The following is a 14743-nucleotide window of genomic DNA, read 5'->3' as shown; positions in this document are numbered from 1 at the left end:
TGAGGGTGACAACGGAAGAAAAGAAGCAGCGTGAAGCCCTCTACCAAGGCGGCTAATTAGCCCACCTGAAAATATATTGCCTAGGGAAATGCTGAACAATTCACCTTGCCCCAAAGCGAGAGGCGGGCGAGGTAGATTTGATTGGGAAATCAGGCCTGATTTCCCAGTCCAGTCGCTGTTTTTGCGTGGCGTTATGCCCATTTTCCGTTTTCAGGACGCACCTTGGGTGTTGGCGTCGAGTAGCCAACGGCGCGCCAGCACCAGATTGGCGAAGCCGAACAGCGAGAAGAGTTGGGCCGTGTTCTTGGCCAAACCACGGTAGCGCGTCTTGCGGTGTCGGCCTAGCAGCTCTAGGCGTGCCGCAGGGGCTCGCCCGGGATGGAAAGCCCAAATTCAGTCGCTTATGATGTCATTTTGGTTAAATCCGATGGAGCGGCCAAGGTTTATGCCCACCACGAACCTGCTAAGAACGAAAAACCTGGGAAATGACGTTCTCTGGCGGCTCAGGCTGCTGCGGTGGCAGTGGCATGCATGCATGGCATGGCATGGCATGCCATGGGATGGGATGGGATGGGATGGGATGGGATGGATGGGATGGTGGAATCCCAAGGATGTGTCAACTCAGGCAATCAACCGACGCCAGCAGATGATGGGAACCTGCATGGGTATGCAGCAGCAAATGATGCAGCACAATGGCAGCTGGATGCGCGGCCGCTGATCGGTATATTGGTGGTTCATGACCCCCTTGGCCTGTTGTGGCCGGGGGATGGTTATCTCTCCTGCTTGGGCGGAGTTTTTTCTTCGTGAGCTGGATCATGCACGGTAGGCTTGGCGCTAAACATGCTGCCCATCCAGTTGAGTATCTGAGAGATGTTGTTTTCATGGGTTGCATTCAGGCCGTGACCATGACCATCGCTATCAGTGTGATACATCGTTTTCCAGGTTGCCCAAGCCCCTATACTCACAATGACTACGATCAACACGAACAGTATCGCTTTTCGAGTATTCATTTGGTGCTCACTGACTATTTCTCATACAGTGCGCAAGAAATAATGCGCGGTTGTTGAATACTTCATGAGTGCAATGGTTACATCGCTGCTGCACATCACTACTGCGATTTGACGAAACGTAGCAGATTGGCTTTTTTAATTCTGCGATATTAGCTGATAGAATCCGCTTCATGCGTCGTTGGCTTGCCGTTTTCCTGTTGGTATTACTGTCACTCCAGACTACCTGGTCGGTGGCGGCTGCCTATTGCCAGCATGAAACGGGAGCCACTGCGCATCATTTTGGTCACCACGAGCACAAGCATCAGACTGACGATAGAACTAAAGATACCAAAGGCCAACTCTCTGGCATCGACAGTGATTGTGCTGTCTGCCATGCCAGCTGTATTGCAGTATTGACCAGTGTTGCCAATGCCCAACTTGTTGCCGGTGGCGTAGCCGATCACCCTTGGTCTCCCCACTTTTTGACGTCGCCACCTAGCGATTTGCCTGAACGTCCCAACTGGTCGATCTCCGCCTGATCGGCGGGGTTGGGTTACTTTCCCATATCAGTTCGCCGCAGCTTGAGCTGCGCACTGTGCCATGCCGCTTGCGGGGTGGTGCCCCGCCGATTCCCTGATGTACCTTTCATCAACGGAGAGTCGGATGTACCGCCAACAACCAATTATCACTTTACTGGCCCGAACCTTTTTCGGATTTACGGTGCTTGCCAGCACCAACCTCTGGGCGCAGATGCAAAATGCGCCGTCGCCGATCGAGGCAGTACCTGCGCTTGCCAAGGAACCGACCGGAACCTTGACCCTTTCCACTGCAATTGATCTCGCGCTAACGGCCAATCCCGAACTATCTGCCGCAACCAACGAATTGCGAGCAGTCGAGGGAGCAGTGATTCAAGCAGGGATACTGCCGAACCCGGAAATTTCAACCTTGGTTGAAGATACGCAGAATAAGGCAACGCGAACCACAACCGTTCAGATCAGCCAATTAATCGAGTTGGGGGGCAGGCGCGCTGCACGGATTGTTTCCGCCGAGCGGGGACGGGATGTAGCCTCTGCCGACTTGGTGGCCAAACGCCAGAGCATCCGAGCTAGCGTTGTTGGTGCCTTCTTCGATGTTCTGGTGGCTCAAGAACGGATACTGCAAACAGAGGATTTGCTCGGCCTCGCCCAACGCGCTACCCAAGCTGCATCGCGCCGGGTTACGGCCGGCAAAATCTCACCCGTTGAGGAAACCAAGGCGCGCGTTGCTGAGGCGTCTGCACGGGTCGAGTTGAATCAAGCCAAAGGCGATTTGGTCGCAGCACGAAATCGTCTGGCAGCGACCTGGGGAAGTAAGACACCACGGTTTGGACAGGTCGAGGGGCGTACCGACAATCTGCCAGAAATCCTCTCCGCCGACGAGATCGATCGTCGCTTGAACAACTCTCCGGTACTTGCCCGAGCACGCCACGAGGCCGATCGTTTTGCGGCGCTTGCCGATGTCGAGCGGTCTCGGCGGATTCCAAACGTCACGGTCAGCCTGGGTTCAAAAAAGGTTGAAGAGCTTGGGCGCAACCAAACCATCGTGGGTCTCTCGATCCCATTCCCGATATTCGACCGCAACCAGGGCAATGTGCATGAAGCGCTGCGGCGGGCTGATAAGGCTCGGGATGAATTGAGCGCCACCGAGGTTCGCTTGAGCACGGAAGTTACGCAAAACCAGGAGCGCCTAAAGGCACTGGTCGTTGAAGCTCAAGCCCTGCAAAGCGAAATTTTGCCGGGCGCACGCAGCGCCTATGACGCAGCTAGTAAAGGGTTCGAGCTTGGGAAATTCAGTTTTCTGGAAGTCCTGGATGCTCAACGCACCTTCTTTCAGGCAAGAGCCCAATACCTGAAAAGTTTGTCTGAGGCGCATCGGACTTCTGCCGAACTGGAGCGTGTTCTGGGCTCCACCAATTCAATGCCATCCGCCATGCCAAGCCGTCCGTAGGAGCAAGCTGTGAAAATCAATATCAACAAGAACGCCTTTAACCTTTCCAAAAAACAAGGTATCGCCATCGCTGTCATCTTGGCGATGGGCATTGCTGCCGGCGGCTGGATTCTGGGCTCCTCCTCTTCGGATCAGTCTGCTGAGCAGGGTGAACATGCCAGCCATGCCGAATCCAAGGGACATGCTGATGCTGAGCATCATGGTGCTCAGGCCGGCGATGGCCATGATCACGCCAAGGGCCACGGCGATGCTGAACATCATGAGGATGGACCGACGACTGGCGCTCACGGAGGCAAACTGTTTACCGAAGATGGATTCGGCCTGGAGTTATTGTTGGCTGAAGAAGGTGGTGAGCCACATTTTCGTGTCTGGCTGTTCCAACAGGACAAGCCCTTGGCCCCGTCAGCAGCTAAGGTTTCTGTGACGTTGACGCGGCCGAACGGAGAGAAGCAGGAAGTGGCCTTCAAGGTGGAACAAGACTTCCTGATGAGCACCAGTCCGATCGCCGAACCCCATGCCTTTGAGGCGGCTATTACCGCTATGGTGTCTAACACACCGTTCCTGTTCATTGATACAAGGGAAGAAGGAAAAATCGAACTGACCGATGAGCAGGTCAAATCGGCCGCCATTGGCATCCAGAAGGCGGCTCCTGCCAAAATCAGAACCGCTTCACAACTGCCGGGCGAGATCCGCTTCAACGAAGACCGGACCGCTCACGTTGTGCCGCGGTTGGCCGGTGTTGTTGAAAGTGTTCCAGCCAATCTTGGACAGTTGGTCAAGCGTGGGCAGGTTCTGGCAGTCATCGCCAGTATCGGGCTTTCCGAGCAGCGCAGTGAACTGTTGTCTGCGCAGAAGCGCCTGACCCTGGCCAAATCGACTTACGATCGGGAAAAGAAGCTCTGGGAAGAAAAGATTTCCGCCGAGCAGGATTACCTCCAATCTCAGCAGATTTTGCGGGAGGCTGAAATTGCTGTCGCCAACAGCCAGCAGAAACTGATTGCCCTGGGGGCAAGCCCGAGCGTTTCGGGAAGCCTCAATCGCTACGAAATTCGGGCGCCTTTCGATGGCATGGTCGTGGAAAAGCACATCGCGCTCGGCGAAGCGGTCAAGGAAGATGCCAGCATATTCACGGTTTCCGACCTGTCCACAGTTTGGGCGGAAATCGTTGTTCCTGCCAAGGATCTGAACATTATTCGCATCGGCGAAAAGGTCGTCGTCAAGGCCACGGCCTTCGAATCTAAGGCCGAAGGCAGCATCTCCTACGTTGGTGCCTTGCTTGGCCAGGAAACCCGTACTGCCAAGGCGCGTGTCACCCTGGCCAACCCGAAGATGGCCTGGCGTCCTGGCTTGTTCGTTAATGTCGAAGTGGTCTCCGGTGAGGCCGAAGTCCCGGTAAGCGTTGTTGCCGACGCAATCCAGACGATCGGAGACAAGAGCGTCATTTTTATCAAGGTGGCTGACGGCTTTGTTGCCCAACCCGTTACCTTGGGGCGTTCTGACGGCAAACTGATCGAAGTGCTCAGCGGTTTGAAAGCTGGAACACCATACGCCGCAGCCGGTAGCTTTGTCCTGAAATCGGAGCTCGGCAAGGGTAGTGCCGAGCATAGCCACTGAGGCGGGGGAGAACAACATGTTTGAACGCATCATTCGCCTCGCCATTGAGCACCGCTGGCTGGTCATTTTGGCCGTGCTTGGCATGGCCGTGCTGGGCATTTACAACTACCAGCGGCTGCCGATCGACGCGGTGCCCGACATCACGAACGTCCAGGTTCAGATCAATACAGCGGCACCCGGTTACTCACCATTGGAAGTTGAGCAACGGGTGACCTATCCGGTCGAGACCGTCATGGCCGGATTGCCCCATCTGGAACAAACCCGCTCCATGTCACGTTACGGTTTGTCCCAAGTCACGGTGATTTTCAAGGACGGCACGGACATCTATTTCGCTCGCCAACTGGTCAATCAGCGTATTCAGGAGGCCAAGGGAAAACTTCCGGCCGGAATTTCGCCGGCCATGGGGCCGATCTCGACAGGCCTTGGGGAAATTTACCTTTGGACTGTCGAAACTGAAGACGGTGCGAGGAAGCCAGATGGCACGCTCTATACGCCGACTGATCTGCGCGAGATTCAGGATTGGATCATCAAGCCGCAATTGCGCAATGTGCCGGGGGTGACCGAAATCAACTCGATCGGCGGCTTTGCCAAGGAATACCAGGTTGCGCCCAGTCCGGAAAAGCTGGCTTCCTATGGGCTGACGCTGCAAGACGTGGTAACCGCTCTCGACCGCAACAACAGCAACGTCGGGGCAGGCTATATCGAGAAGCGTGGCGAACAGTACCTGATCCGAGCACCAGGCCAGGTACGGACCATCGAGGACATCCGCAACGTCATTCTCGGCAATGTGCAAGGGGTAGCGATCCGCATCCGCGATGTAGCGGAGGTCGGTATCGGCCGCGAACTGCGGACCGGTGCCGCAACCGACAACGGTCGTGAAATCGTCCTCGGTACGGTATTCATGCTGATTGGCGAGAACAGTCGCACCGTCTCCGCGGCTGTGGACCAGAAAATGGCCGAAATCAACCGCAGCCTGCCGGAAGGAGTTAAGGCGGTCACCGTCTATGACCGGACTGTTCTGGTGGATAAGGCGATCAATACCGTCAAGAAAAACCTCCTCGAGGGCGCCGTTCTGGTCATCGTCATTCTGTTCCTGTTCCTCGGCAACATCCGGGCAGCGGTAATCACAGCCATGGTGATTCCGCTTTCCATGTTGTTTACCTTTTCAGGAATGGTGACTTACCACATCAGTGCCAACTTGATGAGCCTCGGGGCCCTCGACTTCGGGATCATCATCGACGGCGCAGTCGTCATCGTCGAGAACTGCGTTCGTCGACTGGCCCATGCTCAGGAACATCACGGGCGACCGCTGACCCGGACCGAACGCTTCCACGAGGTCTTTGCCGCATCCAGAGAGGCACGCCGGCCACTACTTTTCGGTCAGATCATCATCATGATCGTTTACCTGCCGATCTTTGCGCTCACCGGCGTTGAAGGGAAGATGTTCCATCCCATGGCCTTCACCGTGGTCACGGCTCTGGTTGGCGCCATGATCCTCTCCGTCACCTTCATCCCGGCGGCAGTGGCGCTGTTCATCGGTGCGAAGGTGGCAGAAAAGGAAAACATCCTGATGCGGACCGCCAAGCGCTGGTATGAACCGGTGCTGGCCAATGTCATGGCCAACAAGCCTGTGGTTCTGGTTTTCACAGCCGTTATGGTCATTCTCTCCGGCCTGCTTGCCACACGCATGGGGAGCGAATTCGTTCCCAGCTTGAATGAAGGCGATTTCGCCATTCAGGCACTGCGGATTCCGGGAACAAGCCTGTCTCAGTCGGTTGCTATGCAAAAACAACTTGAAAAGCGGCTTAAGGAGGATTTTCCAGAAATCGATCGTGTGTTTGCGCGGACAGGAACGGCTGAAATCGCCTCCGATCCGATGCCACCCAATATCTCGGACGGCTACATCATGCTGAAGCCGGAAGCGCAGTGGCCAGAGCCGAAGAAATCCAGGGATGAACTGCTGGCTGCCATACAGGAGACCGTGGGTAAGTTGCCAGGTAATACCTATGAATTCTCGCAGCCAATCCAGTTGCGTTTCAACGAACTGATTTCCGGGGTCCGCAGCGATGTGGCGATCAAGATCTTCGGCGACGATATGGATGTGATGAACGAAACAGCGGGCAAAATTGCCGCCGTTCTGGAAAAGATCCCTGGCGCATCCGAAGTCAAGGTGGAGCAGACGACCGGCTTGCCCATGCTGACCGTCAACATCGACCGGGAAAAGACCGCCCGCTATGGGCTCAACATCGGCGATGTCCAGGATGCAATTTCGACGGCCATTGGTGGTCGAGAGGCTGGAACCATGTTCGAAGGCGATCGACGCTTCGATATTGTTGTTCGGCTCCCAGATAACCTGCGTTCTGATATCGAATCGATGAAGCGGCTACCGATCGCCTTGCCAAAAAATTCTGCGGTCAGCAATGGCATCGAGGGGCGTACAACCTACATTCCTTTAAGTGAAGTCGCCAGCCTGGAGGTTGCACCAGGGCCCAATCAAGTCAGCCGGGAGAATGGCAAGCGGCGCGTGGTCGTCAGTGCCAACGTTCGGGGACGGGATATCGGCTCGTTCGTGGGCGAAGCCCAGGCACGTCTGCCAGAGATCAAAATCCCGACAGGCTATTGGACCTCTTGGGGCGGAACCTTCGAGCAACTGGAGTCAGCTTCTCAACGTCTGAAAATTGTGGTGCCCGTTGCCTTGCTGCTGGTGTTCACTTTGTTGTTCGTCATGTTCGGCAACGCGAAAGATGGATTGCTTGTGTTTACCGGCATTCCGTTCGCGTTAACGGGTGGTGTCGTGGCGCTCTGGTTGAGGGACATCCCGTTGTCAATTTCAGCCGGTATCGGTTTCATTGCCTTGTCCGGCGTGGCGGTACTCAACGGGCTGGTGATGATTTCGTTCATCCGTAGCCTGCGCGAGGAAGGACGCACTCTGGATGACGCCATTCACGACGGAGCATTAACCCGCTTGCGTCCCGTGCTGATGACGGCCTTGGTCGCTTCCCTCGGCTTTGTTCCCATGGCAATAGCAACGGGAACCGGTGCCGAAGTTCAGCGTCCGCTCGCCACGGTCGTGATCGGTGGCATCCTGTCATCGACTGCACTGACGCTTCTCGTCCTGCCCCTTCTATATCGCCTTGTCCATGGTAAGGACGTTGAGGAAGAGGATTTCACCGCCGAGTCGGCACCCGAGTCGACACCGGTATAAGTTTTTTCAGGCGTGACCGGAGGCTTGGCGCTGAAACTGCGATTCAGGCAACCGGTCACATATCGACCGACTCACATCGCGGAGGATGTTATGGGATTCTTTGAAAAGCTCTTGCAGGGGATAGCCGGCGGCCATCAAGGTGGCCATCATGGCGGTCGGGGGAATTATCCGGGCGGCGATCATGGCTGGGGGCAAAATTACCCGTCGAATGCCGGGCAGCCCAGCGGCGGGATAGCCGCCGACGGCCCCTCATGCCCGAAGTGCGGCACTGCTACCGCCTCCGGTGCGCGTTATTGCGCGCAGTGCGGCACGACGCTGCTGCCCGGCACTTGTGCCACCTGCAATGCAAGCCTGGCGCCGGGGATTAAGTTTTGCCCGAACTGCGGCAAGGCGCAGCAGCCTTGATGGCGGTAGCGTCACTCCATGCTCGACCATCTCCTCCACAGTCACCTTGAGTTTCGGCTGATCGTCGTCGGCCTGGGCTTGGCGATTGCCATCCTGGCTTTCTACGTCTTTGTCTGCTGGCGCGAGGGGAGGCGCACGTCGACGCCGAAATTTTCTGCCGAACTCCGGCGTCGGTTGCAGCCGACGAAGCGGGGATCGAAGAAACGCCCCTCCGGAAAGGAACCGCCACCATGAGTGCAAGCCACACCCACGCGCTGCCGAGTACCGGGAACGAGCGGGCCTTGCGCCTTGCCCTGGTGCTGACTTTCGGCTTCCTGATGACCGAAGTCGTTGGCGGCATTCTGACCGGCAGCCTCGCCCTCATCTCGGACGCTGCGCACATGTTTACCGATGCCGCCGCGCTCGCCATCGCCCTGGCTGCCATCCGCATCGCCCGGCGGCAGGCCGATGTCCGGCGGACCTATGGCTACCACCGGTTCGAAATCCTGGCGGCGTTCAATGCCTTGCTGCTCTTTGCCGTCGCCCTCTACATCCTGGGCGAGGCATATCAGCGCTTCCTGCATACGCCCGAGGTTCACCCGACGGGAATGCTGGTCATCGCCGGCATCGGCTTGGTCGTCAATCTGGTCAGCCTTCGATTGCTGAGTGGCGGCCAGGTCAGCCTGACCGCCCATGTAGTCCACGACCGCTCTTTCTCGCCGGAGGGCGATTTGATTCCCACCTGGCCAAGCGCTTCAAGGTCGTTCACACGACACTGCAATGCGAAACCACCCCCTGCAACCGCCAGGCGGGGGGCTGCACCTATGTCGCCGGCACGCCCGGGTACGGGGAAGAGCCGCATCGCCATTCATCAAGTTATCAACCCAAAGGGAGCAACCCCATGAAGCTATCGCATGCCATCACCGTTCTCGCTGCGTTTTGCGCCATCCACCAGGCCTCGGCCGCGGACGATCACAAGGGCCACGCCCATGACGAAAAACCGGGGCAGGCACACGCCCACGACGTCAAACCGCAGCATGGCGGCATCGTATCGGTCGTCAAGGACATCAACTATGAGTTGGTGGCGAAGGCCGATGCCCTCACGCTCTACGTCACCGACCATGATCAGCCGGTAGATACCAAGAACGCGTCAGCGACGATGACGTTGCTGTCCGCATCTGAGAAAACAGAAGCCAAATTGCTGCCGGCCGGGGGCAACAAGCTGCAGGCGCAAGGGGCCTTCAAGATCCAGCCCGGCATGAAGGCGGCGGCTTTGGTGAAACTTGGCGACAAAGCGAGTCAGGTTGTTCGGTTCACCCTAAGGTAGTTGCTTATCTCAAGAGTCCAAGCGGGACCGGTCAGTTATAGCAAACCACTTGCCTGTCCGTCCCCGCCAATTGCCCAGTTGATCGAAGGAGCGCCATGCAGCCGATTAATCGCCCCGATAATGCCTCTTCCGATATTTCTATACGGCATGCTGAAAATCGTCCAGACGTCCAAGGGACTTCGCCGCTTACCGATTCTTTCGCAAACGCTTTAGGGCAAGCGATACAACGCCGAGGAGACGATGCGTCAAAAGGCAACCCTCGTCACTTCCCGGTTTCCGATGCAGGGCCTTCGTCGAAGAATTTCATGGAAATGGCGCTCGGTATTCGGGCTTATCGCCAGCAGTTAATCGCTTCAAATATCGCGAACGCTGATACTCCCGGTTACAAGGCTATCGATATCGACCTCAATGAGGCCATGAAGAAAGCCCAATATACAACGGGATCCTTTCCGGGTTTGGCTACAACATCCCCATCGCATATTGCCTCAGATCCAGCGGGGGGATCTTATAAAGGAGTTGCGATCAAATATCAGGAGCCAAACCAGATCAGTGCCGACGGCAACACCGTCGAGATGGATGTGGAGCGATCTAAGTTTTCTGATAACGCAATCATGTACCAATTTACTCTGGATCGCGTGGGCGGAGAATTTAAAGATATGCTGGAACTGCTAAGAGCTCTCAAATGAGCCGGTTCAATGTCGTTAAGATGGGATCGCTGAGCATCGGTCGATATACGCTGCAGAAAGAGCACTCGCCCAATAGGGGGCATCTCGGAAAATGGAAAATCAAGCACGCTAAGCCGATTGCAGCGGCCGTTACCCAGTTCAAGGTGCCATCCGCGATGGCTTCAAAAATATTATCGCCAGTGACAGGCGCAGTGATGGTCCGCCGATGAAATGCTTTGACCAGTCGGCCCTGCAGCATAACAACGAAAGAGAGTGCCAATGAACGAACCAACGACCCGGCTGCGGCTCGACCTGCCGCTGCTCCTGCCCGACGCCGACGACCGCTGCGTCGGCCGACTGATCGCCGCGCTGTCGGGAAGGCCCGGTATCTCCGAGGCGCATGTCGCGCGCGACGCCGACGCGCCGCAGTTGTGCATCCACTACGACCCGGCACAGATCAACATCGGCCGCGTCCGAGAACTGGTTCATGCCGCGGGCGCGGAGATCAGCGAGCGCTTCGGGCATTTGGTCGTGCGCGCCGACGCAGCGCTTCATGCGCGTGCCGCGCGCAGCGTCGCCGACGGGCTGCGCAGTATACCTGGCGTGCTCGAAGCTGATGTCGCTGCTTCGGGCGCGGTGCGGATCGAATACGACCGCCAGAAGGTGTCGGCGCAGGTCTTGCTGGAACACGCCGCCACGCTGGGCCTCAAGGCGCCCGATGCGGCACCGGCAGACGCGGCGAAAGCGGACGACCACGCCGGTCACGACCACGCCAAGGCAGCCGGTGACCATGCCGGCCACTCGCACGCCGGCGGCCCATTCGGTGAGATGACCGAACTCGTCTTCGCCGGCACTGCCGGCGCGCTGCTGGGTGTTGGCTGGCTGCTCGAACGCGTGGTCGTCAGTCCGGCGTGGCTGCCTACGGCGCTGTACGTCGCGGCCTATTTATTCGGCGGCTACTACACGGTTCGCGAAGCGTTCGACAACCTTCGCGCAAGGCGCTTCGAGATCGACACGCTGATGCTGGTGGCCGCCATCGGCGCTGCAGCGCTTGGCAAGTGGGCCGAAGGCGCCTTGCTGTTGTTCTTGTTCAGTCTGGGACATTCGCTGGAGCACTACGCGATGGGCCGCGCCCGCAAGGCGATCGAAGCCCTGGCCAAGTTGGCACCAGAGACAGCCACCGTGCGCCGCGCCGCCGGAACCGAGGAAGTCGCCGTCGCCGCATTGCAGGTGGCCGACGTCGTGATCGTGCGCCCCAACGAACGACTGCCTGCCGATGGCGTGGTGGTGGTCGGGACGACCAGCGTCAACCAGGCGCCGGTGACGGGCGAGAGCGTTCCGGTCGACAAGCGGCCAGTGGCCGACGCGCCGGCGGCACTGGCCGCGTTCGACCGCGTTAGCGCCGAGCATCGCGTCTTTGCCGGCACGATCAACGGCTCGGGCGCGATCGAGGTGATGGTCGCCCGCCGCGCCGAGCAATCGACGATGGCGCGGGTGGTAAAGATGGTCACCGAGGCCGAGGCGCAGCGCTCGCCAACGCAGCAGTTCACCGAACGCTTCGAGCGCCTTTTTGTGCCGGCAGTGCTGGTGCTGGTGGTGGTGCTGCTGTTCGCTGGAGTGGTGATCGACGAGCCGTTCTCAGCCAGCTTCTACCGTGCGATGGCGGTGCTGGTGGCGGCCAGCCCGTGCGCGCTGGCAATCTCGGTGCCGAGCGCCGTCCTCAGCGGCGTGGCTCGCGCTGGCCGCGGTGGAGTGCTGGTCAAGGGCGGCGGGCCGCTCGAGAACCTGGGCACGCTGACTTCGATCGCCTTCGACAAGACCGGCACATTGACCGAAGGCAAGCCGCGGCTGACGGATGTGGTGGCGATGCCCGGGGTTAGCGAAGACGAGTTGCTGGCCCTGGCCCAGGCGGTCGAACAGGGCAGCGACCATCCGCTGGCTTCGGCCGTCGTCACCGGTGCCGCGGAGCGGCTGGGCGGACGGGTCGCACTGCCTGCTGTGTCCGACGTCAAAAGCATTACCGGCCGCGGTGTGCAGGCGCAGGTCGCAGGCGAGACGGCGGTGATCGGGAAGCCGGTGCTATTCTCCGAACTGCCCGATTCGACGCTGCCGCCCGAGGTGGCAGCGGCCAATGACAAGCTGGTTGCCGCGGGCCGCACGACGATGGTGGTGCGTCATGGACAGCGGTTCCTGGGCGTCATCGCAGTGATGGATACGCCCCGGCCGGAGGCCGCGCGGGTGATGGCCGAACTGCGCGAGCTCGGCATCGAGCGACTGATCATGATTTCTGGCGACAACCAGCAAGTGGCCGAGGCGGTGGCCAAGAGTGTGGGCCTGACCGAGGCGCGCGGCGATCTGATGCCCGAGCACAAAGTCGATGCGATCAAGGCGCTGCGTGACCAGCACGGCAAGGTCGCGATGGTCGGCGACGGCGTCAACGACGCGCCGGCAATGGCCAACTCGACAGTGGGCATCGCGATGGGTGCGGCGGGCTCGGATGTCGCGCTGGAAACCGCCGACGTCGCGCTGATGGCCGACGACCTGGCGCAATTGCCTTTCGCTGTCGGCCTGTCGCGCAGCACCAGCCGTATCATCAAGCAGAACCTCTATGTGAGCCTGGGTGTCGTCGCGGTGCTGATCCCGGCCACGATCTTCGGCCTGAACATCGGCACCGCGGTGCTGTTCCACGAAGGCTCGACGCTGATCGTCGTGGCCAACGCGTTGCGACTGCTGGCCTACAAGACGGCTGAGCGGGCGGCCGCTGGTGCGGTGCCGAGTGCGGCTGCCGCTTGACAGCAGACCGCACACCGAATCCCTGAGTCAACTTGTCCGAGCCGATGCAGACTTTCAAGAAACATAAATTAACGTGTTGATTATCTAGAAAGCCGTGCCGATCAAGGCCTTGCGCTGGACGTGTGACTTGGCGGTGTCAAAGCCGGGTAAAATACGTGTCGGCATTTATTCATTTCATCAGGCGATTCAGCAATGGAAATTACCGTTTTAGATGCTGTGGAACAGGCCAACCAGATGCAGGCCAGCGAACGCAGTGTGGCGCGCCTGAATATGCTAGTGGCGATCACCGTCGCTTTCCTCGCACCTTCATGGGGTTCAGGGAATGCAGCAGGCGCAGGCCAACAAGCTGGACCGCTGGGCGTTTTATCAGGCACGCAATATTCGCGAAGAAATCGCCCAAGCCGCTGGCGTTCAGCTGAGACTGGCTGCGGCAGGAAAAGCGCCACCGGAACAAGCGGCCTATATCGATGCCATCCAGACATACGAGAAACTGGCTGCAGAGCAAAACAAGAAAAAAGAAGAATTGCGCATCAAGGCCGAACAGGATCAGAAGGATTATGACTCAGGCAATTATCGCGATGATTAATTTGATCTTTCCGATGCCTTGCTGGCAATTGCGATTGCATTGCTGGCGGTGACGGCGCTGACCCATCAGCGCTGGCTCTACTTTGTCGCGCTGATCCCGACGGGATTTGGCGCCGTAATGGGGTTGGCAGGTTTACTCGGTTGGGCGATTCACCCCGCAGGCCTGATACGCCTACTATCTTGATGTTTATCAGTTGGCTGCGAAAAAATATTCGCGGAGGCTCCGAGTCGCTCGTGCATAGTCGTAGATTGGGCAAGGTTCAACTTGAAATGTTGCAAATTCCTCGTATGAGAGCTTGGATATCCAAGCAGCAGATCTTCATTCGAAGCCTGGCGTGGCTCGCGCTGGTGCTCGGGCTGAAACTCGTCGTTCACTTGCTTGGTTGGGAGATGCTGGTCTTGAGCCCCCTACACGCCACCGCGGTCGCAGGTGGCTTCTTCATCCTCGGGTTCATCCTGTCGGCCACCATCGCAGACTACAAGGAAAGCGAGCGGCTTCCCGCGGAATTCACGGCTATCGTCGAGAATATGTACGAGGACGTGCTCTTGATCAGTCGCCGCTACCCGTTGGACATTGAGCGGTTCCGCGAAGGACTGCTCGCGGCGCTGGACAGCTTGCGCGACGATGTAGTGTCGGGCAACAGGGAGACCCACCATCACGTGTTTGCGCTGGGGGAGTTCTTCGCGCAGATGGAGAAGGCCGAAGTGCCGCCCAACTACATTGTCAAGCTGAAGCAGGAGCAAGCGCAACTGGTTCGGAATCTGTTCCGCGTCAACTACATCCAGTCGATCCGCTTCATCCCGTCGGCGTTCTTTCTGGCGAAGTCAGTGCTGCTCGGCACCATCGGTCTTCTGCTCCTGACGGCCCTTGAGCCATTCTCGACCTCCTTCGTCGCCATAGGACTGATCGCATTTGTCTTCATTTACATCTTGAGGCTTATTGAGGTAATCAGCACGCCTTTCCACCCCAAAGGGAGTACGCAAGACGACATCAGCCTGTTCCAGGTTGAGCGGACTGCCGAGCACCTAAAGCGGCGCACGGGCAATGCAGAAAATGGCCACTAGCTCGTCGCGAATCTCTCCTCGTGCCTTGGAAGTTGGCCAAAGGGACCTGCAGTAAGAATCGCAGTGTAAAAATGTACGTGATTAGCGACCGATCTCTGCCCGTATGATTCATCAAATCTCAACCCACGCG

Annotated in this window: 13 protein-coding genes and 3 pseudogenes; 14 read left to right on the top strand and 2 right to left on the bottom strand. The window is 58.2% G+C overall.

Going from position 1 to position 14743, the window contains the following annotated elements; all coding sequences use genetic code 11:
- Window positions 1-210: 210 nt before the first annotated feature.
- Window positions 211-336 (bottom strand): annotated as a pseudogene (locus HV742_RS12785) (IS5/IS1182 family transposase); the annotation flags it as partial.
- A 109-nt stretch (window positions 337-445) separates the two neighbouring features.
- Here HV742_RS12785 and HV742_RS12780 point away from each other — a divergent pair.
- On the top strand, window positions 446-718 hold the full coding sequence (locus HV742_RS12780; RefSeq protein ID WP_175145418.1) for a hypothetical protein: 273 nt from the start codon (window positions 446-448) through the stop codon (window positions 716-718).
- A 52-nt stretch (window positions 719-770) separates the two neighbouring features.
- On the opposite strand, the gene HV742_RS12775 is transcribed toward HV742_RS12780, so the two are convergent.
- Window positions 771-1010: a hypothetical protein gene (locus HV742_RS12775; RefSeq protein ID WP_175145416.1), complete on the bottom strand. Its 240-nt coding sequence runs from the start codon at window positions 1008-1010 to the stop codon at window positions 771-773.
- A gap of 170 nt (window positions 1011-1180) precedes the next feature.
- On the opposite strand from HV742_RS12775, the gene HV742_RS32630 reads away from it, so the two are divergent.
- The 13 genes and pseudogenes from HV742_RS32630 to HV742_RS12710 all read left to right on the top strand — a co-directional run bounded on the left by HV742_RS32630 (window position 1181) and on the right by HV742_RS12710 (window position 14613).
- On the top strand, window positions 1181-1528 hold the full coding sequence (locus HV742_RS32630; RefSeq protein WP_424191379.1) for a hypothetical protein: 348 nt from the start codon (window positions 1181-1183) through the stop codon (window positions 1526-1528).
- Window positions 1529-1652: 124 nt separating this feature from the next.
- Entirely contained in the window at window positions 1653-2975 is a 1323-nt protein-coding gene (locus tag HV742_RS12765; RefSeq protein ID WP_254601094.1) for a TolC family protein, read from the top strand.
- A gap of 9 nt (window positions 2976-2984) precedes the next feature.
- The gene (locus tag HV742_RS12760) at window positions 2985-4589 is read left to right on the top strand and encodes an efflux RND transporter periplasmic adaptor subunit (protein WP_424191383.1); all 1605 of its coding nucleotides are present in this window, start codon (window positions 2985-2987) and stop codon (window positions 4587-4589) included.
- A gap of 16 nt (window positions 4590-4605) precedes the next feature.
- On the top strand, window positions 4606-7794 hold the full coding sequence (locus HV742_RS12755; RefSeq protein WP_175145412.1) for a CusA/CzcA family heavy metal efflux RND transporter: 3189 nt from the start codon (window positions 4606-4608) through the stop codon (window positions 7792-7794).
- Between the two features lie 90 nt (window positions 7795-7884).
- Window positions 7885-8199: a zinc ribbon domain-containing protein gene (locus tag HV742_RS32520; protein WP_175145514.1), complete on the top strand. Its 315-nt coding sequence runs from the start codon at window positions 7885-7887 to the stop codon at window positions 8197-8199.
- Window positions 8200-8217: 18 nt separating this feature from the next.
- The gene (locus tag HV742_RS12745; RefSeq protein WP_175145410.1) at window positions 8218-8433 is read left to right on the top strand and encodes a hypothetical protein; all 216 of its coding nucleotides are present in this window, start codon (window positions 8218-8220) and stop codon (window positions 8431-8433) included.
- Window positions 8430-8861: pseudogene (locus HV742_RS32275) on the top strand (cation diffusion facilitator family transporter); the annotation flags it as partial. The gene HV742_RS12745 and the pseudogene HV742_RS32275, both read left to right, overlap by 4 nt.
- A 218-nt stretch (window positions 8862-9079) precedes the next feature.
- Window positions 9080-9505, top strand: a complete 426-nt coding sequence (locus HV742_RS12735; RefSeq protein WP_175145406.1) for a hypothetical protein — start codon at window positions 9080-9082, stop codon at window positions 9503-9505.
- 95 nt (window positions 9506-9600) lie between these two features.
- Window positions 9601-10191, top strand: a complete 591-nt coding sequence (gene flgB, locus HV742_RS32085; protein ID WP_217482384.1) for a flagellar basal body rod protein FlgB — start codon at window positions 9601-9603, stop codon at window positions 10189-10191.
- Window positions 10188-10400 carry a hypothetical protein gene (locus tag HV742_RS12725; protein ID WP_175145404.1) on the top strand — a complete coding sequence of 71 codons (213 nt, stop codon included), beginning with the start codon at window positions 10188-10190 and terminating at the stop codon, window positions 10398-10400. The genes flgB and HV742_RS12725 overlap by 4 nt, the downstream gene beginning before the upstream one ends.
- Window positions 10401-10449: 49 nt before the next feature.
- Window positions 10450-12963, top strand: a complete 2514-nt coding sequence (locus tag HV742_RS12720) for a heavy metal translocating P-type ATPase (protein WP_175145402.1) — start codon at window positions 10450-10452, stop codon at window positions 12961-12963.
- A gap of 322 nt (window positions 12964-13285) precedes the next feature.
- Window positions 13286-13732: pseudogene (locus tag HV742_RS12715) on the top strand (DUF4337 domain-containing protein).
- A gap of 65 nt (window positions 13733-13797) precedes the next feature.
- Entirely contained in the window at window positions 13798-14613 is an 816-nt protein-coding gene (locus HV742_RS12710; protein WP_175145400.1) for a hypothetical protein, read from the top strand.
- Window positions 14614-14743: the final 130 nt, after the last annotated feature.

It is taken from the genome of Achromobacter ruhlandii (assembly GCF_902859695.1).
In the GTDB taxonomy this organism is placed as follows: Bacteria; Pseudomonadota; Gammaproteobacteria; order Burkholderiales; family Burkholderiaceae_B; genus Achromobacter; species Achromobacter ruhlandii.
The sequence above is the reverse complement of the archived record's forward strand: the minus strand, read 5'-3'. Positions and strand labels throughout refer to the sequence as shown.